This window comes from Salmonella sp. SAL04202, from assembly GCF_046550775.1.
GTDB classification, from domain to species: Bacteria; Pseudomonadota; Gammaproteobacteria; order Enterobacterales; family Enterobacteriaceae; genus Salmonella; species Salmonella enterica.
In genome coordinates this window covers 137,012-158,722 of record NZ_JBGDXK010000007.1, presented here as the reverse complement: position 1 = coordinate 158,722, position 21,711 = coordinate 137,012, and the positions used below count along the sequence as shown (strand labels likewise).

15 protein-coding genes are annotated in these 21,711 nt (G+C 53.1%); 10 read left to right on the top strand and 5 right to left on the bottom strand.

Annotated features, from left to right (window positions below):
- The first annotated feature begins 132 nt into the window (after positions 1–132).
- The 6 genes from ppc to ACLJQJ_RS21620 all read left to right on the top strand — a co-directional run bounded on the left by ppc (position 133) and on the right by ACLJQJ_RS21620 (position 8,645).
- A complete protein-coding gene (gene ppc / locus ACLJQJ_RS21645) occupies positions 133–2,784 on the top strand; it encodes a phosphoenolpyruvate carboxylase (RefSeq protein ID WP_001005548.1) in 2,652 nt (883 codons plus the stop codon).
- A gap of 210 nt (positions 2,785–2,994) precedes the next feature.
- Positions 2,995–4,728 carry a phosphoethanolamine transferase CptA gene (locus tag ACLJQJ_RS21640; RefSeq protein WP_001192092.1) on the top strand — a complete coding sequence of 578 codons (1,734 nt, stop codon included), beginning with the start codon at positions 2,995–2,997 and terminating at the stop codon, positions 4,726–4,728.
- Positions 4,729–4,888: 160 nt separating this feature from the next.
- Complete coding sequence (locus tag ACLJQJ_RS21635; RefSeq protein ID WP_063809145.1) at positions 4,889–5,731, top strand: helix-turn-helix transcriptional regulator; 843 nt, start codon at positions 4,889–4,891, stop codon at positions 5,729–5,731.
- 254 nt (positions 5,732–5,985) lie between these two features.
- The gene (gene fsa / locus ACLJQJ_RS21630) at positions 5,986–6,648 is read left to right on the top strand and encodes a fructose-6-phosphate aldolase (protein ID WP_000424866.1); all 663 of its coding nucleotides are present in this window, start codon (positions 5,986–5,988) and stop codon (positions 6,646–6,648) included.
- A gap of 11 nt (positions 6,649–6,659) precedes the next feature.
- Positions 6,660–7,763, top strand: a complete 1,104-nt coding sequence (locus tag ACLJQJ_RS21625; protein ID WP_000374031.1) for a glycerol dehydrogenase — start codon at positions 6,660–6,662, stop codon at positions 7,761–7,763.
- 258 nt (positions 7,764–8,021) lie between these two features.
- On the top strand, positions 8,022–8,645 hold the full coding sequence (locus ACLJQJ_RS21620) for a DUF1287 domain-containing protein (protein WP_000666688.1): 624 nt from the start codon (positions 8,022–8,024) through the stop codon (positions 8,643–8,645).
- Positions 8,646–8,702: 57 nt separating this feature from the next.
- Here the strand turns inward: ACLJQJ_RS21620 and katG are convergent, their stop codons facing one another.
- The 3 genes from katG to ACLJQJ_RS21605 form a co-directional block, all read right to left on the bottom strand.
- Positions 8,703–10,883 (bottom strand): catalase/peroxidase HPI, encoded by a 2,181-nt coding sequence (katG, locus tag ACLJQJ_RS21615; RefSeq protein WP_000108101.1) that lies wholly within the window; start codon positions 10,881–10,883, stop codon positions 8,703–8,705.
- A 164-nt stretch (positions 10,884–11,047) separates the two neighbouring features.
- Positions 11,048–11,938 (bottom strand): methylenetetrahydrofolate reductase, encoded by an 891-nt coding sequence (gene metF, locus ACLJQJ_RS21610; RefSeq protein WP_000007507.1) that lies wholly within the window; start codon positions 11,936–11,938, stop codon positions 11,048–11,050.
- A gap of 194 nt (positions 11,939–12,132) precedes the next feature.
- A complete protein-coding gene (locus ACLJQJ_RS21605) occupies positions 12,133–13,689 on the bottom strand; it encodes a bifunctional metallophosphatase/5'-nucleotidase (RefSeq protein WP_063809147.1) in 1,557 nt (518 codons plus the stop codon).
- 135 nt (positions 13,690–13,824) lie between these two features.
- Here ACLJQJ_RS21605 and ACLJQJ_RS21600 point away from each other — a divergent pair, with 135 nt between their 5' ends.
- The 3 genes from ACLJQJ_RS21600 to mscS all read left to right on the top strand — a co-directional run bounded on the left by ACLJQJ_RS21600 (position 13,825) and on the right by mscS (position 17,042).
- Positions 13,825–14,949: a hypothetical protein gene (locus ACLJQJ_RS21600; protein WP_063809148.1), complete on the top strand. Its 1,125-nt coding sequence runs from the start codon at positions 13,825–13,827 to the stop codon at positions 14,947–14,949.
- A gap of 234 nt (positions 14,950–15,183) precedes the next feature.
- Complete coding sequence (locus ACLJQJ_RS21595) at positions 15,184–16,182, top strand: hypothetical protein (RefSeq protein WP_022544686.1); 999 nt, start codon at positions 15,184–15,186, stop codon at positions 16,180–16,182.
- A gap of 2 nt (positions 16,183–16,184) precedes the next feature.
- A complete protein-coding gene (mscS, locus tag ACLJQJ_RS21590) occupies positions 16,185–17,042 on the top strand; it encodes a small-conductance mechanosensitive channel MscS (RefSeq protein ID WP_000398244.1) in 858 nt (285 codons plus the stop codon).
- Between the two features lie 115 nt (positions 17,043–17,157).
- On the opposite strand, the gene metL is transcribed toward mscS, so the two are convergent.
- On the bottom strand, positions 17,158–19,590 hold the full coding sequence (gene metL, locus ACLJQJ_RS21585) for a bifunctional aspartate kinase/homoserine dehydrogenase II (protein ID WP_000110807.1): 2,433 nt from the start codon (positions 19,588–19,590) through the stop codon (positions 17,158–17,160).
- 2 nt (positions 19,591–19,592) lie between these two features.
- Entirely contained in the window at positions 19,593–20,753 is a 1,161-nt protein-coding gene (gene metB, locus ACLJQJ_RS21580; protein WP_000197213.1) for a cystathionine gamma-synthase, read from the bottom strand.
- Between the two features lie 264 nt (positions 20,754–21,017).
- On the opposite strand from metB, the gene metJ reads away from it, so the two are divergent.
- Positions 21,018–21,335, top strand: coding sequence for a met regulon transcriptional regulator MetJ (gene metJ / locus ACLJQJ_RS21575; RefSeq protein ID WP_000852811.1), 318 nt, complete (start codon positions 21,018–21,020; stop codon positions 21,333–21,335).
- The last annotated feature ends 376 nt before the right edge of the window (positions 21,336–21,711 follow it).

Sequence of the window (21,711 nt, the reverse complement as noted above, 5' to 3'; positions counted from 1 at the left end):
AAAATTTTACGTCACAGCAAGGCGGCAAACGAGCCCATTCCGCAGAACTGGCATACGGGCGAACGCAGCCACTGCCGCTGTGGCATGAAAGAGACAGGGCAATTACATTAAAGATGGGGTGTCTGGGGTCATATGAACGAACAATATTCCGCGTTGCGTAGTAATGTCAGTATGCTCGGCAAGGTGCTGGGAGAAACCATCAAGGATGCGCTGGGAGAACACATTCTTGATCGCGTAGAAACAATCCGTAAGCTATCCAAATCTTCACGCGCCGGCAATGAAGCTAATCGCCAGGAGCTGCTCACCACGCTACAAAATTTGTCTAATGACGAGCTGCTGCCAGTTGCGCGCGCGTTTAGTCAGTTCCTGAACCTGGCCAATACTGCCGAGCAATACCACAGCATTTCGCCAAAAGGCGAAGCCGCCAGCAACCCGGAAGTGATTGCCCGTACTCTGCGTAAACTGAAAAACCAACCGGACCTCAACGACGCAACCATCAAAAAAGCGGTAGAGTCGCTGTCTCTGGAGTTGGTGTTAACCGCCCATCCGACAGAAATTACCCGCCGTACGCTTATTCACAAGATGGGTGAAATCAACAACTGTCTGAAACAGCTTGATAATACCGATATCGCCGACTACGAACGCCACCAGGTAATGCGTCGCCTGCGCCAGTTGATTGCCCAATCCTGGCATACGGATGAGATCCGCAAGCAGCGTCCAAGCCCGGTGGATGAAGCCAAATGGGGCTTCGCCGTGGTTGAGAACAGCCTGTGGCAGGGCGTACCTAACTATCTGCGTGAACTGAACGAACAGCTGGAAGAAAATCTCGGCTACAAATTGCCGGTGGATTTTGTGCCGGTACGTTTTACCTCCTGGATGGGCGGCGACCGTGACGGCAACCCGAACGTGACGGCGGATATCACCCGCCACGTACTCTTGTTAAGCCGCTGGAAAGCCACCGATCTGTTCCTGAAAGACATTCATGTTCTGGTATCAGAACTGTCGATGGTCGACGCCACGCCGGAGCTGCTGGCGTTAGTGGGCGAAGAAGGCGCGTCTGAGCCGTATCGCTATCTGATGAAAAAATTGCGCGCCCGTCTGATGGCGACCCAGTCCTGGCTGGAAGCGCGTCTGAAAGGCGAGAAGCTGCCCAAACCGGCTGGCCTGCTGACGCAAAACGAGCAGCTCTGGGAACCTCTGTACGCCTGCTACCAGTCGTTACAGGCCTGCGGCATGGGCATTATCGCCAACGGCGAGTTACTCGACACGCTCCGCCGCGTGAAGTGTTTCGGCGTACCGCTGGTGCGCATTGATATCCGTCAGGAGAGCACCCGCCATACCGAAGCGCTGGGCGAAATTACCCGCTACCTTGGTATTGGCGACTACGAAAGCTGGTCGGAAGCCGACAAGCAGGCCTTCCTGATCCGCGAGCTGAACTCCAAACGTCCGCTGCTGCCGCGTAACTGGGAGCCGAGCAACGATACCCGCGAAGTGCTTGAAACCTGCAAGGTTATTGCCGAAGCGCCAAAAGGGTCGATCGCCGCCTACGTAATTTCAATGGCGAAAACGCCGTCTGATGTGCTGGCTGTGCATCTGCTGCTGAAAGAGGCAGGTATCGGCTTTGCCATGCCGGTCGCGCCGCTGTTCGAAACCCTCGACGACCTGAACAATGCCGACGACGTGATGACCCAGTTGTTGAATATCGACTGGTATCGCGGGCTGATTCAGGGTAAGCAGATGGTCATGATCGGCTACTCCGACTCGGCAAAAGACGCCGGCGTTATGGCCGCGTCATGGGCGCAGTATCAGGCGCAGGACGCCCTGATCAAAACTTGTGAAAAAGCTGGCATTGAGCTCACCCTCTTCCACGGCCGCGGCGGCTCTATTGGCCGTGGCGGCGCGCCAGCCCACGCGGCGCTGCTTTCGCAACCGCCAGGCAGTCTGAAAGGCGGTCTGCGCGTGACCGAGCAGGGCGAGATGATCCGCTTCAAATACGGCCTGCCGGAAGTCACCGTCAGCAGCCTGTCGCTCTACACCAGCGCAATTCTGGAAGCAAACCTGCTGCCGCCGCCGGAACCGAAAGACAGCTGGCGTCATATTATGGATGAGCTTTCCGTCATCTCCTGTGAAACCTACCGCGGTTACGTGCGCGAAAATAAAGACTTTGTACCGTACTTCCGCTCCGCGACGCCGGAACAAGAGCTGGGCAAATTGCCGCTCGGCTCACGTCCGGCGAAACGTCGTCCAACTGGCGGCGTCGAATCGCTGCGCGCGATTCCGTGGATCTTCGCCTGGACGCAAAACCGCCTGATGCTGCCAGCCTGGCTGGGCGCGGGTACTGCGTTGCAAAAAGTGGTGGAAGACGGTAAACAAAGCGAACTGGAAGCCATGTGCCGCGACTGGCCGTTCTTCTCCACGCGTCTTGGGATGCTGGAAATGGTATTCTCGAAAGCCGACCTGTGGCTGGCCGACTATTACGATCAGCGTCTGGTGGCGAAAACGCTATGGCCGCTGGGCAAAGAGCTACGAGACCTGCTGGAAGAAGACATTAAAGTGGTGCTGGCGATTGCCAACGATTCGCACCTGATGGCCGACTTACCGTGGATTGCGGAGTCCATTCAGTTAAGAAACGTTTATACCGATCCATTAAACGTGTTGCAGGCCGAGTTGCTGTATCGTTCCCGTCTGACTGAAGAGCAGGGCAAATCGCCCGATCCTCGCGTCGAACAGGCGTTGATGGTCACGATTGCGGGCGTCGCCGCCGGTATGCGCAACACCGGCTAACGCCAAAAGAGAGCCGCCCTCACGCAGTTATGTGGGGGCGGCATGAAATACTGCTGTCATCCTCGTCATTTTTTCAATATATTCCTGTCTGCATTTTATGCATTTGTAAATCTTTCTTAGCAAAACGTGCGGCATAAAGCAGGTTTGCTTCAGATTCTTTTAAGGTTCAGGCGTTACGTTTGGCGCTACGATTAAAGACAGGCTCTCATTATGCAATCCACATTACTCCAGACTAAACCCGCGTTTAGCTGGAAAGCCCTGGGCTGGGCACTGCTCTACTTTTGGTTCTTTTCCACCCTCCTGCAGGCCATTATTTATCTCACCGGATACAGCGGGACAAACGGTCTGCGGGATTCGCTACTGTACAGCTCACTGTGGCTGATCCCGGTCTTTCTGTTTCCAGGCCGCATCCGGGTTATTGCTGCCGTTATTGGCGTCGTACTCTGGGCCGCCTCGCTGGCGGCGCTGAGCTATTACGTAATCTACGGGCAGGAGTTCTCGCAAAGCGTGCTGTTTGTGATGTTTGAAACCAACGCCAATGAAGCCAGCGAATATTTAAGCCAATATTTCAGTCTGAAAATTGTTCTTGTCGCGCTGGCTTATACGGTGGCGGCGATTTTGCTGTGGACACGTCTGCGCCCGGTTTATATTCCATCCCCCTGGCGTTATCTGGTGTCGTTTGCCCTGCTGTACGGGCTGATCCTCCATCCCATCGCGATGAATACCTTTATCAAGCATAAGTCGATGGAGAAAACGCTGGATAGCCTGGCGTCACGAATGGAACCCGCCGCGCCGTGGCAATTTATTACTGGCTACTATCAGTACCGTTTACAGCTCGCCTCGCTGAATAAACTGCTGAATGAAAACGATGCCCTGCCGCCGCTGGCTAACTTCCAGGACCACTCCGGCGATGCGCCGCGCACACTGGTACTGGTGATTGGCGAATCGACCCAGCGTGGCCGTATGAGTCTGTACGGTTATCCGCGCGAAACCACGCCGGAACTGGACGCGCTGCATAAAACCGACCCCGGGCTGACCGTGTTTAATAATGTGGTAACTTCGCGACCGTACACCATTGAGATCCTGCAACAGGCGCTAACGTTCGCGGACGAAAAGAACCCGGACTGGTATCTGACGAAGCCATCGCTGATGAATATGATGAAACAGGCCGGGTATAAAACCTTCTGGATCACTAACCAGCAGACGATGACGGCGCGTAATACCATGCTGACCGTGTTCTCCAAGCAGACTGATAAGCAGTTCTATATGAACCAGCAGCGCACTCAAAGCGCGCGCGAATATGACAGCAACGTGCTGGCGCCGTTTAAAGCGGTGTTAGCCGACCCGGCGCCGAAAAAATTCATTATTGTGCATCTGCTGGGAACGCATATTAAATACAAGTTCCGCTATCCAGAAAACCAGGGCAAGTTTGATGGTAAAACCGACCATGTTCCGCCGGGATTAAGCAGCGACGAACTGGAGTCGTATAACGATTACGACAACGCGAACCTGTATAACGACTATGTTGTCGCCAGCCTGATTAAGGACTATAAAGCGACCGATCCGAACGGTTTCCTGCTCTACTTCTCCGATCACGGTGAAGAAGTGTATGACACGCCGCCGCATAAGACGCAGGGACGAAACGAAGATTCGCCAACCCGTCATATGTATACGGTGCCGTTCCTGCTGTGGACCTCAGAGAAATGGCAGGCGGCGCATCCGCGCGACTTCTCACAGGATGTCGATCGTAAGTACAGCAGTTCCGAGCTTATCCATACCTGGTCGGACTTAGCGGGCCTGACCTATGATGGCTACGACCCGACGCGTTCCATCACCAACCCGCAGTTCAAAGAGACCACGCGCTGGATTGGCAACCCGTATAAGAAAAACGCGCTGATTGATTATGATACGTTGCCGTATGGCGATCAGGTCGGTAATCAATAGCCTGTATGTTGCCCGATAACGCTAACGCTTATCGGGCCTGGCGTTCTTCTCTCCCGTAGTCCGGATAAGGCGCAAAGCGCCGCCATCCGGCAATAATCGCTTGAGGACATCGGTTTTCGACGTTACTGTTTCCTCTGTTTGCGATCGGCAGGGGATTATCATGTATCACGACGTCAGCCACCTTCTCTCCCGTCTCATCAACGGCCCGCTGCCGCTGCGCCAGATTTATTTTGCCAGCGCCAGCGGCCCAGCGCCGGAGCTGGCGTACCAGGTGGATTTTCCGCGGCTGGAGATTGTGCTGGAGGGCGAGCTTACTGACATGAGCATTACCGCCCCGCTCATTCCTTGCGATGTTCTCTACGTTCCGGCTGGCGGCTGGAACATCCCGCAGTGGCAAACGCCCGTCACCACCCTGAGCATTCTGTTTGGCAAACAGCAGTTAGGTTTCAGCGTAGTCCACTGGGATGGTCAGCAGCATCAAAACCTCACGAAACAGCACGTTGCGCGCCGTGGCCCGCGTATCGGCTCTTTCCTGTTACAAACGCTTAATGAGATGCAGATGCAGATGCAGCCGCAAGAGCAGCAAACGGCCAGATTGATTGTCGCCAGCCTACTAAGCCATTGCCGCGATCTGCTCGGCAGCCAAATCCAGACCGCCTCCCGCAGCCGCGCGCTTTTTGAAGCCATTCGGGAGTATATTGATGAACGCTACGCCGCGCCGTTGACGCGTGAATCGGTAGCACAGGCGTTTTATATCTCGCCAAATTACCTCTCGCACCTGTTCCAGAAAACGGGGGCCATCGGCTTTAACGAATACCTGAACCATACGCGACTGGAACACGCCAAAACGTTGCTGAAGGGCTATGACCTGAAAGTGAAAGAGGTGGCGCACCGCTGCGGTTTTGTCGACAGTAACTATTTCTGCCGCCTGTTTCGCAAAAATACGGAACGCTCGCCGTCGGAGTATCGCCGCCAGTATCACAGCCAGCTAACGGAGAAATAATCCACACGCCAATAAAGAGAATACAGTAGATAAAACGCGCATTTACTGGATTATTGTAATATCAATGCAAAAACCTCACTCCCCCACATGGCATACAACAGCACGTTATACGTTAACCATCACCAACTTGTGAAGTAAATCACACTTTACCAAGAGCATCACATTTGTCCAGTTTTTGGCAGATTTGTCACATAGCGCATCCGGGGCACGCTCCTTTATCCTGTCCATAACGAAAACTCACGAAGAGAAAGACTATGGAACTCTATCTGGATACCGCTAACGTGGCGGAAGTTGAACGTCTGGCGCGCATTTTCCCGATTGCCGGCGTCACCACCAATCCAAGCATTGTGGCAGCCAGCAAAGAATCTATCTGGGATGTGCTACCCAGGCTGCAAAACGCCATCGGCGAAGAAGGCACTTTATTTGCGCAGACCATGAGCCGCGACGCGAAAGGGATGGTGGAAGAAGCCAAACGACTGAATAACGCCATCCCCGGCATTGTGGTGAAAATTCCGGTGACCGCCGAAGGTCTTGCAGCGATTAAATTGCTGAAAAAAGAAGGCATCGTGACGCTGGGCACCGCCGTCTACAGCGCGTCGCAGGGCCTGCTGGCGGCGCTGGCGGGCGCAAAATATGTCGCTCCCTACGTCAACCGCGTTGATGCGCAGGGCGGCGATGGCATTCGTATGGTTCAGGAGCTGCAAACGTTACTGGAGCATCACGCGCCCGACAGCATGGTGCTGGCGGCCAGCTTTAAAACGCCGCGGCAGGCGCTGGATTGCTTACTGGCAGGTTGCCAGGCGATTACCCTTCCTTTAGATGTAGCGCAACAAATGCTCAATACGCCTGCGGTAGAGTCAGCAATAGAGAAGTTTGAGCAAGACTGGAAAAACGCTTTTGGTAATCTGAACCTGTAGGAGAGAAATGTATGGATCGCATTATTCAGTCACCAGGTAAGTATATTCAGGGTGCAAACGTCATCGCGCGTCTTGGCGATTATTTAAAACCAATGGCGAACAACTGGCTGGTTGTGGGCGATAAATTCGTGCTGGGATTTGCCGAAGAGACTCTGCGCAAAAGCCTGACGGATGCCGGTTTGTCAGTAGAAATCGCCCCGTTTGGCGGCGAATGTTCGCAAAATGAGATCGACAGGCTGCGCGCCGTCGCCGAAAAAAGTCAGTGTGGCGCCGTACTGGGTATCGGCGGCGGTAAAACGCTGGATACTGCCAAAGCGCTGGCGCACTTTATGAACGTCCCGGTCGCTATCGCGCCGACCATCGCCTCTACCGACGCACCGTGCAGCGCGCTCTCGGTTATTTATACCGATGCCGGTGAGTTTGACCGTTATCTGCTGCTGCCGCATAACCCGAATATGGTCATTGTCGATACGCAAATAGTGGCGGGCGCGCCGGCGCGTCTGCTGGCAGCCGGTATCGGCGATGCGCTGGCGACCTGGTTTGAAGCGCGCGCCTGCTCACGCAGCGGCGCCACCACAATGGCAGGCGGCAAGTGTACACAGGCCGCGCTGGCGCTGGCGGAGCTATGCTATAACACGCTGATCGAAGAAGGCGAAAAAGCCATGTTGGCCGCCGAACAGCACGTCGTCACGCCAGCGCTGGAACGCGTCATCGAAGCCAACACCTACCTGAGCGGGGTCGGTTTTGAAAGCGGCGGTCTGGCCGCAGCGCACGCGATTCATAACGGTTTAACGGCGATTCCGGATGCGCACCACTATTATCACGGTGAGAAGGTCGCTTTCGGTACGCTGACGCAACTGGTGCTGGAAAACGCGCCGGTCGAAGAAATCGAAACCGTTGCGGCGCTGTGCCATTCCGTTGGCCTGCCGATTACGCTGGCGCAACTGGATATTAAACAGGATATCCCGGCCAAGATGCGCACCGTCGCGGAAGCCTCCTGCGCAGAAGGTGAAACTATTCATAACATGCCTGGCGGCGCAACGCCGGATGAAGTGTACGCCGCGCTGCTGGTCGCCGACCAGTACGGTCAACGCTTCTTGCAGGAATGGGAATAAGGTCTGAGCAATACTCCTGACGATAGTCAGGAGTATTTCAGCTTGCTGACCCAACAGAATTCATTTGCTGAATATCGACACAGGCGCCTTATCTGGCTTTGTTATCCAATCATCCAGGCCGGGTAAGCGAAGCGCCATCATCAGGTATTCCATAGCCTGGAATCAGTCCATTTTGTCCTGAAATAGACTTTTTTATCACGCACCATTCTCTCCGCGGAAAGTCAAATGACGTACTGACACACTTCACGGACGAAGAAGATGAAATTCGCACAGGCGCTTATCGGTATTCTTGCTGCTTTTTTTATTAGCCATATCTCTCATCATTCGCCACGCTCTGATACCAGACCAATAACCGTTCAGGCGCAAACTAATGCTGCAATCGCCCAAAGTGCCGGGACGCAAATAGGTAAGACGCTATTTTATGATGCTGCCTATGTTCGTCTGGATTATCCGAATGGCGATCTTCCGCTGGAGCGTGGCGTATGTGCAGATGTCGTCATCCGCGCGCTGCGCAGTCAGCAGGTTGATTTACAGAAACGGGTACATGAAGACATGCAGGCGCATTTCTCTGCCTACCCGAATAACTGGAAGCTGAAACGCCCGGACAGCAATATCGACCATCGCCGCGTTCCGAATCTGGAAACCTGGTTCCAGCGTCACAACAAAGCGTTACCGGTGACAGATAAATATAGCGATTATCAACCGGGAGATATTGTCTCCTGGCGACTGGATAACGGCCTTGCGCATATTGGCGTGGTATCCCTGAACGTCACGCCTGAAGGGGTGCCGCTGGTTGTGCATAACATAGGCGCGGGAGCACAGGAGGAAGATGTATTATTTAACTGGAAAGTAACGGGGCATTTTCGTTATTTTTCGCATTAAACGCGGAAAACGTCAGCGACTACCGAATAGCAGCCGCTGACGAATTAACCTATCAGATTATTGCAGATCGAAACGGTCCAGGTTCATCACTTTCACCCATGCCGCGACGAAGTCCTTCACAAACTTCTCGTGCGCATCGCTACACGCGTAAACTTCCGCCAGCGCGCGCAGTACGGAGTTGGAACCAAACACCAGATCGGCGCGGGTCGCCGTGTATTTCACCTCGCCAGTCAGACGATCCCGGCCTTCGAACAGCTCATTAGATTCGTCGGTCGGTTTCCACTCGTAACGCATATCCAGCAGATTAGCGAAGAAGTCTGTGCTGAGCACGCCCGGTCTGTCGGTAAAGACACCGTTCTGGCTGCCGTCAAAGTTGGTTCCCAGCACACGCATCCCGCCAACCAGTACCGTCATTTCCGGCGCGGTCAACGTTAACTGCTGCGCTTTATCAATCAACAGCGATTCGGTCGTCGACACATCCAGACGCGCACGATAGTTACGGAATCCATCGGCAATCGGTTCAAGCAGCGAGAACATCTCGATGTCGGTCTGATCCTGACGCGCATCCACCCGGCCCGGCGCAAAAGGTACGCTGATGCTGACACCCGCAGCAGCGGCCGCCTGCTCGATACCGACCACGCCCGCCAGCACAATAATATCGGCCAGCGAAGCTTTATTCGTCGTTTTCTGGAGCGCTTCTAATACCGGCAGAACGCGAGCCGCAACGGCGTTGACATCCCAGTCGCGCTGAGGCGCTAATGCCAGACGTGCGCCGTTAGCGCCGCCACGCTTATCACCGCCGCGGAAAGTAGACGCGGATGCCCAGGCAACCGAAACCATCTCGCTAATAGAAAGCCCGGATGCAGCGATCGCCGCTTTCAGGTTGATGATGTCTTCCTGCGTTGGCTGATAGAGCGGTTGCGGCAACGGGTCCTGCCAGATCAGATCTTCTTTCGGGACTTCCGGTCCGATGTAACGCGCTTTTGGTCCCATATCTCTGTGCGTCAGTTTGAACCAGGCACGAGCAAAGGCTTCATTAAAGGCCTGCGGATCGTTAAGGAAACGGCGGGAAATCTTCTCGAACTCCGGATCAAAACGCAGCGTCAGGTCGGTGACCAGCATGGTTGGCTTACGTTTTTTCGACGGATCGAACGGGTCCGGGATGATATCCGGCGCGTCTACCGCTTCAAACTGGATAGCGCCAGCCGGACTACGGGTTTGTACCCACTCATATTTGAACAGGTTCTCGAAGAAATAGTTGCTCCACTGGGTCGGCGTCTGCGTCCAGACCACTTCCAGCCCGGAGGTGATAGCATCCGCGCCAACGCCGCTACCATAGCTGCTGGCCCAACCTAAGCCCTGCGCTTCAATCGGCGCGGCTTCCGGATCGGCCCCTACATGGGATGCCGCTGCCGCGCCGTGGGTTTTACCGAGGGTATGCCCGCCAGCGATCAACGCCACGGTTTCTTCGTCGTTCATCCCCATATTGCCAAAGGTAGCGCGAATAGCGGCGGCGGCAGAAAGTGGTTCGCCGCTGTGATCCGGCCCTTCCGGGTTAACGTAGATAAGGCCCATCTCGGTCGCGCCCAGCGGCGCTTTTGCCAGCGCTTCAGGGTGTCGGTGAGTCAACCAGGCTTTTTCATCGCCCCAGTTCACATCCAGATCCGGTTCCCAGACATCTTCACGCCCGGCGCCAAAACCGAAGGTACGGAAGCCGGAGTTTTCCAGCGCCACGTTACCCGCCAGAATAAACAGGTCAGCCCAGGAAATTTTCTGGCCATATTTCTGCTTAATCGGCCACAACAAACGACGCGCCTTATCCAGGCTGACGTTATCCGGCCAGGAGTTAAGCGGCGCAAAACGCTGTTGACCACGACCCGCGCCGCCACGACCATCAATAGAACGGTAGGTGCCAGCGCCATGCCAGGCCATACGAATAAACAAACCGACATAGCTGCCCCAGTCGGCGGGCCACCACGGTTGTGAATCGGTCAGCAGCGCCTTGAGATCCCCTTTCAGGGCGGAGTAGTCTAACTTGCTAAACTCTTTGCGGTAGTCAAAGTCTTCGCCCAGCGGGTTAGAACGGTTGGAATGTTGATTCAAAAGATCCACGCGAAGCTGGTTCGGCCACCAGTCGCGGCTGGCTGTCCCTGCGCCTGCGCTTCGGTCATGCCCCCCCTGATGGAAAGGACATTTTCCAGTGGATAACGTGTTATGGGTATCGTCGGTCGTGCTCATATCTCAGCTCCCTTTTAAAGTGTTACCGTTACGATATACACCAGGAGCAAATAGATATAGTTGAATTAATCCACAGATTCGATAGCTAATACCTTTTATATTTTTAGTTACAGAGATGTAGATCAATATGAGTTGTAATAAAGCTCCCGGCAGGGAGCTGGAGGTTATAAACCCGGTCTTACGCCCAGCGTGTGGCAAATGGCATAACTCATTTCCGCACGATTCAACGTGTAGAAGTGGAAATCCTTCACTCCTTCGCGGCTTAAAATTTTCACCATGTCCATCGCAATGTTAGCGCCCACCAGCTTGCGGGTTTCCGCGTCATCATCCAGCCCCTCAAACATCAGTGACATCCAGGACGGAATGCGGACATTGGTCATATCGGCAAATTTTTTCGCCTGTTTAAAGTTAGACACCGGTAAAATGCCGGGAATAATTTCTACGTCGATACCGGCAGAAACACAGCGGTCGCGAAAACGCAGGTAGCTTTCCACATCGAAGAAAAATTGGGTTATCGCGCGGTTAGCGCCAGCATCCACTTTACGCTTCAGATTAAGCAGATCGGCCTGCGCGCTTTTCGCTTCCGGATGTACCTCCGGATAGGCCGCTACTGAAATATCGAAATCGGCCACCTCTTTGAGCAAACCAACCAGATCGGCGGCGTACATCTCCGGCTTACCGCTGCCCGGCGGCAAATCACCGCGCAAAGCGACAATGTGGCGGATACCGTTATTCCAGTAGTCGCGGGCGATGGTGCGCAGTTCATCGCGCGTGGCGTCAATACAGGTAAGGTGCGGCGCGGCCTCAAGCCCAGTACGCTCTTTAATGCCTTTAATAACGCTATGAGTGCGGTCGCGTTCCCCGGAGTTGGCGCCATACGTTACCGAAACAAACTTCGGTTTCAGACTGCTCAGGCGATCGATGGAGTTCCACAGGGTTTGCTCCATTTCACTGGTGCGCGGCGGGAAAAATTCAAACGAAACGTTAATCTGACCCTGTACTTCCGCCAGGCTCTGATTCAGGGCTTCCCGCTGGTTGGCGTGAAAAAAGCTCATACCTTACCTCATCAATCGCATGTTATTATTTGTTGTGTTGTAAACATCTATCCGTTTAGACGTCCAGATGTAAAAATGACGGAAAAGCAGAAGGACGTCAACTGAAAAATCACGCTAAAGAATGAGGAATATTCAGCAAAGATGAATTTTCTTCATGTCACGCCGCGGCACTGAACGCGCCGCGGCAGGGGAAATTACTTCTTCACATCCGCAACGCGCATTCCTTTGAGCTGCTCATCCGTGATGGTGTTGCCCGCCTTAAAGTAATCAACTATCGCATTCGACACATAGTAGCCGCCGGAGGTATTCCGCGCCTGGCCTTCCGTGAATGCCGCAAAACCATCGCCGCCGTCGGCAAGGAAGCTGTTGGTGGCAATGTGATAAACCGTAGCATCGTCAATCGGCTTGCCATTGAGCGTCAGCACGGTAACCCGCTGGCCGACAGGTTTGCTGCTGTCATACTTCATCTCCAGCCCTTTAGACACCTGCAATACGCCGTTGCTTAATCCAGCGCCATGCTCCATCAGGCTGCGCAATTGTTTACCGGTTAAATCCATCGTGACCAGTTCATTAGGGAACGGGAAGGTACTGATTACCGCACCCATCGTCACCGCGCCAGCCGGGATTTCGTTGCGGATACCGCCAGAGTTAGTAAGCGCTAACTGGGTGTCTTTCCCCGCCGTAAAAAGCAGCGCATCCGCCGCCAGATTCCCCAGCGACGACGATTCGCCATACGCGCGGGTCAGCTCAACCGGCGACTGCGCCACCGTCTGCTGCACGACTTTATCGAGCTTTTTATTCCAGCCGTCGATCACCTGTTTCGTTTGCGGATCGGGCTTCCACTCATCAGCAAAAATGGTCTTCAGCTCGAAGTTCTTCACCGTAAAGTGGTGTGGTTTCTCTTTGTAATCCAGCACCAGTTTGCCGACATCAATACCGCCGCTGTCCGTTGAGAGGATCAGCGTATTGCCGACTTTAATCGGTTCTGGCGTACCGACATGCGCGTGGCCGGTAATCAAAATATCCAGCCCTTTTACCTGACTTGCGGTCTGAATATCTTTATCCAGCGCGCGTCGCACATCGGTATTCCCCATGCTGGACTGGCGGGCCGGGGTGCCTTCGTGGATCAGCGCGACGGTCAGATCGACTTTACCTTTAAGTTCATCAATGTAACGTTGCAGCCACTTAATTTCATCGCGTGCCTCAATGCCCACGCGCGTCGCGGCGGATACCGTATCATTAAAAGCAAAGACACCGTGTAAGCCGATTACGCCAATCTTGACGCCATCTTTTTCAACAATGGTGTACGGCTTATCCCAGAAGGATTTACTGCTGTCCTCATAAAAAATATTGCCCTGCACGATAGGGAATTTTGCCCGGCTCAGTTGCAACAATGTATTGTCCCAGCCATGATCGAACTCATGATTACCGATAGTGGCAGCGTCATACTGCATGGTATTCAAAATATCGATAATCGCTTTACCCTTCGTCAGGCTGCTGATATACGGTCCGGTAAAGTAATCTCCGGCATCAAAAAACCACGTCGCCTTATTTTTGGCTTTTTCCTGCTTCACCAGCGTAGTGATATTGGCCCAACCGCCAATATCGCGTTTACCGTCAGCAATCCACGGCACTTTATAAGGCTCCACATGAGCGTGTAGATCGTTGGTGTAAATAATGGTGACATCTTTGGCGCAGGCCCAGAACGGCAGCGTGAAAAAAATACCGGCAGCAAGCAGTTTTACTTTCATAAATAAGTCCCTTTCAGTCATATAAAGATTCGCTACGTTACGTTCTGAAAGGTTTTTTTATGTGAGAGTCCTCACACCCGCGTACCGTTTTATGAAGGCAGAATCAACGACCTGCCAAAATCGTTGGTAAAATGTATGCCGCCTCTGTTCACCATTAATGCCTGCAAAAGCGCTGGTTGTCGCAATCTTGGGCTGCCTGACTCGCCGGATTATGTGTGGCCGGACTATCGCCTGGGTTATCCGGCATTGCATTGTCGAGCCTGCGGCAGTTATCCGCCGCTCTTCAACGAGGTGGAATTTCGCCGCTGGGCGTCTGCTTATATCGCGCAGTATGCCAAAGAGCATGGTCACTTTTGCCCCGACTGCTATCAAAAAACATGGATTCGTTATGGACGTAATCCCGGCGGAACGCAGCGACTTCAGTGCCAGTACTGTAAGAAGGTCTGGACGCCAAAACAGCACGCGCTGAATGTCGCCGAAACGCCGGAACAGATTTGCAGTATTCCGCTGCTCGTACCGTTTCAGGGAGCGAATGCCTTCCAGCAATTGTATTTTTTATTCAGTTTTGACGCTGTTCGCGGCAAGGTTCTTCACCTTTCCAGCAATTTCACGTTACTTTCTGCCGGAAAGAGTTTGCATTACCACTGGAAAGGAATTGCGCCGCCCGAGGATGAGGATGGCGATATTATCCACCGTATCGCCATTAAAGAACGGCAATTTTTACAGCGCAGCCAGTTCGATGAGATTCAGTATGGCTCGGCGGCGCTTAAACGGAACGCGCAAGGGACAATACTTCGCCCGGTCATTACGGCGCATGGTCATTTTCGGGTGCTGAAAAACCGCTTTCCTGATGTCACGACACACATCATTGCCCATGAGTGTTTTTTGCGCGGCGCGGTCATTACGGCATGGGCGGAGCGGTTTCGCCAGCGTCTCTCCTCGCTGTGGTTCGTTGAGGAAGAGATAAACGATGACGATTGCCGCGCAGAGTGGCAACTGTTAGGCAAAACATGGCAGGGATGGTGGCAAAATCAGTGGCAACTCTGGGGGCAAGGTCACAACCGCAAAATGGTCTGTTCGTTAACTGGTTCCCACTTAGAACAAGGTGTCGCCGTTAATCTGGCGGCCAGTCGCCGCTTTGTTACCTGGCTATGGCAACAACCTGAACTCCAGCAAAGCGCCCACTATTCCGCCAAACGCGTCACGCAAATTCTGTATTTGCTGACGGAAAAATATAACTCACAATGGAATCACATTTAACCCAATGATGTAATGCCACGCATAAAAAATCACAGATTATCATTCAGAAGGCGCTATAGATTTAATCACCTCACATCCTACTTTTATACGCTGAAAAAGAATAGAACTATTTGATAAAATGGCCCTTCGTTTTAAGTTAAAATTGGCTATAAACGTTATTCACATAATCAATATTTATTATCAATTTAAATAGTTCTATACATTCTTATTTTCTATGGAAAACAAGGGATAAATATGGAAATTACTTTACCGTCAATGTCAGATAAAAAATGGACCTGCGCCGATCTCCTGAGTAGCTATCGATTCTGGGGGATCACTTTTTTCTTTTTGGTGCTCTCTTTTATCAGTTCGCTGGGATCGTCGTATGGTGTTTATTTTTGGAGTAAATCACTGTCTATTCCAGCCGATCGTATTGGTGTTATTCTCGTTGGCGGCCAACTGGGATACCTCCTGGGTATGGTTGCCAGCTGGTTTGTCTGCCGTATAAAAAATTGTTACCCCTTCTACTTTGTTGCGCTCCTGTTAATCATTGGCGTGGTCTGTTCCTTCTGCATAAATGGCCCGTCTGACGTAGTCAGGCTTATCATAGCGCAGTTTTTAATTAATCTGGGTATGGGGATCGTAACGCTGTTAGTCCCCATGCTGCTTTTCAGCGCTATCGGCAGTGCTCAGACATTTGTTATTTTATTTAGCCTCTGCTTACTGTTCAAATTTATCATCGCTGGCTATCTGTCTATATTTATATACTCAATTCCTTATATAGGAATAATCGTAATTACTTTAGCGGTTATCGCGCTTTTGCTACTATTACCGCTCAAAAAAGAACTTTTCTATATTGCACCGCCCAAAAGGTTCTCATCAACCCAGCGACCTGAGTGCGCAGAACCCGTTGTCGTCGCATTATTGGCCTTTTTCATTCCATTTTATATTATTTATTGGTTCTTCAGAATTCACCGGGAAATGCAATTTGTGGCGCCTTCGCCCCGACTCATGACCGCATGTGGCGCGGGATGGCTGTCAGCCATTATGCCGTTTGGCACAGCCATATTGTGTCTGACGCTTAGCGACGAAATCCGCGATCTGCTGGCGAATAAAAACGAAGATGGCGGAATACGAACCGGCTGGACACTATTCTGGGCGTTACTGCTACCACCCGTCGGCGCGGCGATTATCCAGGCAAAAATGAACCGTTTTATTACCGCTAATACCGCGGATACTGCTGACAGAGGATAAACATGGAAGGTTTTGAGTTATTTCCAAAAATTAAAGGCGCGATCAAATGGATGGCCGAGCACAGTGACTCGGTAATTCATTTTGGCTGGAATGTTGTTGCCGCCATCATTCTACTTTTCATCGGTAAGTTAATAGCTCGCTTACTATCGAGGGGGCTGGAAAAATTACTTCTCAGGCGGCAAGTGGATGCCACTATTGTCCACTTTTTCTCCGCGCTGGTTCGCTACATCACGATAGCTTTCACGGCAGTAGCCGCTCTTGGCCGTATCGGTATAGAAACCTCCTCAATTATTGCCGTTATCGGCGCGGCGGGTTTAGCCATTGGTCTGGCGTTGCAAGGGTCACTTTCCAACTTTGCCGCAGGCGTACTGCTTGTCTCCCTGCGTCCTTTCCGCGCCGGGGAAATTGTACAAATTGGCCTGGTTATCGGCACAGTAGAAAAGGTCCATATTTTCTCCACCACTCTGCTCACTGCGGATAGCAAAGAAGTTGTCATCCCGAATGGTAAAATTATTGCTGATAATATTATCAACTATTCACGACACCCCTATCGACGTATTGATCTGATTATTGGCGTGGATTACCAAAGCCGTATTGCTGACGTAAAAAGCGTGATACATCGTATTATTGAACAAGATCATCGCATTGATAAAACCCGCGATATTACGGTCCGCCTGGGCGAACTTGCGCCCTCTAGCCTGAATTTCTATGTTCGCGTATGGGTGCCCAACGCTCAGTACTGGAGTACTTACTACGATCTTCTGGAAAATATCAAGGAAGCAATGGATGAAAATGGCATCAATATTCCTTACCCCCGGATGGATGTCCGGGTTGAGAATGTAAAAAGCATCACGCCATAATGTTTCGTCAGCAATCGGATGGCGCTTCGTATATCAGTATCTACAGAATGACTGCATAACGTATTGATGAGGGAGCGAAGCGCAATCCGGCGCTTCGCTCACGAACTTGCCTTTATTACAGCAACTGCGCCAGACGGTTGATATCCGACTGAATCGCCCCGGCGGTCACATCGCGACCCGCGCCCGGCCCACGGATCACCAGCGGGTTATCGCGATACCAGCGGCTTTCAATAGCAAAGACATTATCGCACGGCAGCAGCGCCGCCAGCGGATGTTCCGGACGCACCGCTTCAACGCCGACGCGCGCTTTGCCATTGGCGTCGAAACGCGCCACGTAACGCAACACCAGCCCCAGTTCGCGGGCTGCCTCCAGACGCTGCACCATCTGTTCATTCAGCGCGTCGCCGTTTTCGAAAAAGTGATCGATAGACCCTTCTTCACAGTGCGCCGGCACCAACGATTCTACACGCACCTGATCCGGCTCGATGTCGTATCCCGCCTCGCGCGCCAGAATCACCAGCTTACGCATGACATCTTTTCCGGAAAGATCGACGCGCGGATCGGGTTCGGTCAGCCCCTGCTGCCAGGCCTGATCCACCAGATCGGTAAACGGCACCGTGCCGTCAAATTGCAGGAACAGCCAGGATAGCGTCCCGGAGAAGATCCCGCTGATCGAGAGAATCGTATCGCCGCTGTCAATCAGATCCCGCACAGTGTGGTTGATCGGCAACCCCGCGCCCACGGTGGCGTTATACAGCCAGTAACGCCCGGTTTTTTCAAACGCGTCATGAATCTGGCGATACTTATCGCTGGCGCTTGCGCCCGCCAGTTTATTGGCGCTAATCACATGAAAACCGTGGCTGGCGAAATCCAGATACTGATCGGCCAGTTGCTCGCTTGCTGTCACATCCAGCACCACTAAATCATCATACGGATGCGCACGCATCCACAGGAATAGCGACTCTTCGTCCTGCTCAACGGCTTCATCATCAAAGAATGCCAGCGCGCGGCTGGCGTCCAGCCCTTCATAATTCAGCAGGCTACGGCGGCTATCCACCACGCCCGCCAGCACAAATTCAAAACCAGTACGCGCGGAAAGCGTGCTTTGTTCACGGGCAAACAGTTCCAGCCAACGGGAGCCGATGTTCCCCTTACCGAACAGCATCAGGCCAATGCGTTTTTCGGCGCGGAAAACAGACTGATGCAGCCCCTGAATCAGGCTCTCAGTCGGGCCGGTACGCAGCACCGCCACCAGACTGATGCCCTCCTCCGACTGCCAGGTAAATTCCACTGGCTGACCTTTAAGCTGCTGCCAGAAGCGATGGCAGTGTAGCGGATTGCGAGTAACGCCCGCACCGACCATCGCCACCAGCGCCAGCCCCTGTCGCAGGCGCAATTCGCCCGGCAGCCCGACATCGTCGAGGAGTTTCAGTACACTATCCGCTACCTCGGCGGTATAGCAGAACTGCAATAGCTGGCGATCGCGATGCACGCCCACCGCCAGCGGACGCACCTGCGCCCGTTTTAAAATGTGGTCGAGCTCTTTATGCGCCAGCCTGAAATCCTGGCTGGCGGGCACCTGAAACTCAATCAGACAGATATCATCGTGACTGGTCACGATACGCGCGCCCGTCCCGGAAGCCAGCACTCGTTCAATTCGGGTTGACCCTTGATCCGGCGTGTAGCTACAGCGCAACTGCAAATCGATATCGCTGCCGGACACTGGCTGTAGCGTGCGGGCGTGCAGAACAGGCGCCGCCAGACGCGCCAGCTCGCTGGCTTCGTCCAGACGCAGCAACGGCAGCAGGCAGGCATCTTTCACTTTGCGCGGGTCGGCGCTATAAACGCCCGCGACATCGCTCCAGATGGTCACGCGGGAAACGCCCGCCAGCGCGCCGATTTGCGTGGCGGAATAGTCGGAACCGTTCCGGCCTAACAGGACTGTTTCGCCGTCGTGATTGCGGCTGATAAAGCCGGTCACGACCAGACGTTTGCCAGGATGCTGCGCCAGTAGCTGTTGCAATAAAGGATAAGATAGCCCTTCATCAACCTGCGGCTGTGCGGCGCGTTCGGCGCGTAAAAATGCGCGCGCGTCCAGCCAGGCGGCATCCAGCCCCTGCTGATTCAGGACGGCGGACATCAATCTCGCCGACCAAATTTCGCCGTGTCCGACAATCTCGGCATAGACGGCATCCGTTACGCCGCCGTCGAGCAAGGCGGCAAGACGTTCCAGATCGCTGATAAAAGCGCTGGTTAAGTCATCTGCCGCGTCGGCGGGAAGCAGCCCGCTAATCAGATCGCACTGGTAGCGGCGTAACGTCTGTAATACCTGATGCGCAGAAAGGCGATCGGTCTGGCTTAACTTGAGCCAGCTAATCAACTGGTTGGTGGTACTGCCTGCGGCGGACACTACCATCATATCGTCAGGCTGCGAATACTCCGCCATAATGCCTGCGACACGCAGGTAACACTTCACATCCGCCAGACTACTGCCGCCAAATTTATGCAGTTGACGACCTTTCGCCCCTGCCTGCGCAATCACACTCATGTTTACCCCTTGTTTGCAGCCCGGAAGCCATTTTCCAGGTCGGCAATTAAATCTTCGCCATCTTCAATACCGGTGGAGATACGCAGTAGCGTTTCGGAGATCCCGGCGGCGGCACGCGCCTGCGGCGACATACCGGCATGCGTCATGGTGGCGGCGTGAGAGATCAAACTTTCCACTCCCCCTAAAGATTCCGCCAGCGTAAACAGCGACAGCCCGCCCAGAAAACGACGTAGCGTCTCCTCATCCCCATCCAGTTCAAAACTCAACATTGCGCCAAAGCCTTTTTGCTGGCGCGCGGCAATTTCATGCCCCTGATTTTCCGGCAGCGACGGGTGATACAGTTTTTTCACCAACGGCTGGGTTTGCAGATATTTCACAATCGCCTGCGCGTTGCGCTGCGCCAGCTCCATACGCGGCACCAGCGTTCGCAAACCGCGCAGCAGCAGATAGCTATCAAACGCCCCGCCAGTGACGCCAATATTATTCGCCCACCACGCCAGTTCAGTGACCATTTCCGGATCTTTAGCAATCACCACGCCGGCCACGACATCCGAATGACCGTTGAGATATTTCGTGCATGAATGCAACACCAGATCGGCACCCAACGCCAGCGGATTTTGCAGCGCCGGGCTTAAAAACGTGTTATCAACGACGCTCACTGCGCCCGCCTCGCGCGCCAGCCGACAGATTTTCGCAATATCCACCACGCGTAACAATGGATTACTTGGACTTTCTACCAGTACCAGCTTCGGTTTTTCTTCCAGCGCCGCCTGTAAGGCGCGTTCATCGCCCTGATCGACAAACCGCACACGATAACAGCCGCGTGTCGCCAGACTGTCAAACAGACGATAACTGCCGCCGTAGCAATCATGCGGCGCGACCAGCAGATCGCCCGGCTTGAGGAAAACGGTGGTGACCAGATGAATCGCCGACATGCCGGTATTCGTCAATACCGCGCCCGCGCCGCCTTCCAGTTCCGCTAATGCGCGCTGAACCACATCACGCGTGGGATTACCGCGGCGGGAATAATCATGCGCGCGCGGCTCATTGAAACCGGTAAAGTTATAGGTACTGGAGAGGTGGATTGGCGGCACAACGCAGCCGTATTGCTCGTCGTCGTTTAATCCGCTACGCACTGCGATAGTGGCCTGTTTACGCGTCATATGAAGATATTCCTGGCTGAGTCGGTGAAAGTCAGACCACAGATTAACCACTACCACAATAGACGTCAATACATCTGGACATCTAAACTTCTTTGCGTATAGATTGAGCAAACCGCAAATAGCCGTTAAAATTATATGCATTAGCGCACATCTGCGACCGCTAACTTCGTGTCAGGGCCGCGCCACTACGGTAAACTACGCGCGATTATGGTCCGGGCTCAGGTTCAGACCTCAATATTAATGACGAAGAGGATTAAGTATCTCATGGCTGAATGGAGCGGCGAATATATCAGCCCATACGCTGAGCACGGTAAGAAGAGTGAGCAAGTCAAAAAAATTACGGTTTCCATTCCTCTGAAGGTGTTAAAAATCCTCACCGATGAACGTACGCGTCGTCAGGTGAACAACCTGCGCCACGCCACCAACAGCGAGCTGTTGTGTGAAGCATTTCTGCACGCCTTTACCGGGCAACCCTTGCCGGATGATGCCGATCTGCGAAAAGAGCGCAGCGATGAAATCCCGGAAGCGGCAAAAGAGATCATGCGTGAGATGGGGATTGACCCGGAAACGTGGGAATACTGATAGCAAAGCATGCGGTCAGAACGCCTCTGGCCGCGCTTTTTTAACGATTCCCCTGTACACGGCTATCTCCGACATTTTTCTAACCGTTCATCTTCCCGAATAGCCCTCGGTGGATAAATTTGTCAGACATGATAAGTTTCTCTTCGTTATTTTCCTGAAAAAAATTCCCGACATGCCATAACCGATATAATTTTATTATATTTAAACTTCCAATATTTATTTAATGTTTCACGTAGCAAAGCGTACATGAATAATAATACAGCGCCATATATTTACTGAACAAATAGTATAACGATGAGTATTGTTAAAAAGACCATGGACACCTCATATTTGTGACAAACATCATTATTCCCCTCCGCGGATTGTTTTACTTTTT

What these genes read in the sequence shown, in the direction of transcription:
- ACLJQJ_RS21605 (WP_063809147.1), bottom strand. Translation starts at nt 13,689, where the DNA reads ATGAAAGTAAAACTGCTTGCTGCCGGTATTTTTTTCACGCTGCCGTTC.
- ACLJQJ_RS21640 (WP_001192092.1), top strand. Translation starts at nt 2,995, where the DNA reads ATGCAATCCACATTACTCCAGACTAAACCCGCGTTTAGCTGGAAAGCC.
- ACLJQJ_RS21595 (WP_022544686.1), top strand. Translation starts at nt 15,184, where the DNA reads ATGGAAATTACTTTACCGTCAATGTCAGATAAAAAATGGACCTGCGCC.
- ACLJQJ_RS21635 (WP_063809145.1), top strand. Translation starts at nt 4,889, where the DNA reads ATGTATCACGACGTCAGCCACCTTCTCTCCCGTCTCATCAACGGCCCG.
- fsa (WP_000424866.1), top strand. Translation starts at nt 5,986, where the DNA reads ATGGAACTCTATCTGGATACCGCTAACGTGGCGGAAGTTGAACGTCTG.
- ppc (WP_001005548.1), top strand. Translation starts at nt 133, where the DNA reads ATGAACGAACAATATTCCGCGTTGCGTAGTAATGTCAGTATGCTCGGC.
- katG (WP_000108101.1), bottom strand. Translation starts at nt 10,883, where the DNA reads ATGAGCACGACCGACGATACCCATAACACGTTATCCACTGGAAAATGT.
- metB (WP_000197213.1), bottom strand. Translation starts at nt 20,753, where the DNA reads ATGACGCGTAAACAGGCCACTATCGCAGTGCGTAGCGGATTAAACGAC.
- ACLJQJ_RS21625 (WP_000374031.1), top strand. Translation starts at nt 6,660, where the DNA reads ATGGATCGCATTATTCAGTCACCAGGTAAGTATATTCAGGGTGCAAAC.
- metF (WP_000007507.1), bottom strand. Translation starts at nt 11,938, where the DNA reads ATGAGCTTTTTTCACGCCAACCAGCGGGAAGCCCTGAATCAGAGCCTG.
- ACLJQJ_RS21620 (WP_000666688.1), top strand. Translation starts at nt 8,022, where the DNA reads ATGAAATTCGCACAGGCGCTTATCGGTATTCTTGCTGCTTTTTTTATT.
- ACLJQJ_RS21600 (WP_063809148.1), top strand. Translation starts at nt 13,825, where the DNA reads ATGCCGCCTCTGTTCACCATTAATGCCTGCAAAAGCGCTGGTTGTCGC.
- mscS (WP_000398244.1), top strand. Translation starts at nt 16,185, where the DNA reads ATGGAAGGTTTTGAGTTATTTCCAAAAATTAAAGGCGCGATCAAATGG.
- metJ (WP_000852811.1), top strand. Translation starts at nt 21,018, where the DNA reads ATGGCTGAATGGAGCGGCGAATATATCAGCCCATACGCTGAGCACGGT.
- metL (WP_000110807.1), bottom strand. Translation starts at nt 19,590, where the DNA reads ATGAGTGTGATTGCGCAGGCAGGGGCGAAAGGTCGTCAACTGCATAAA.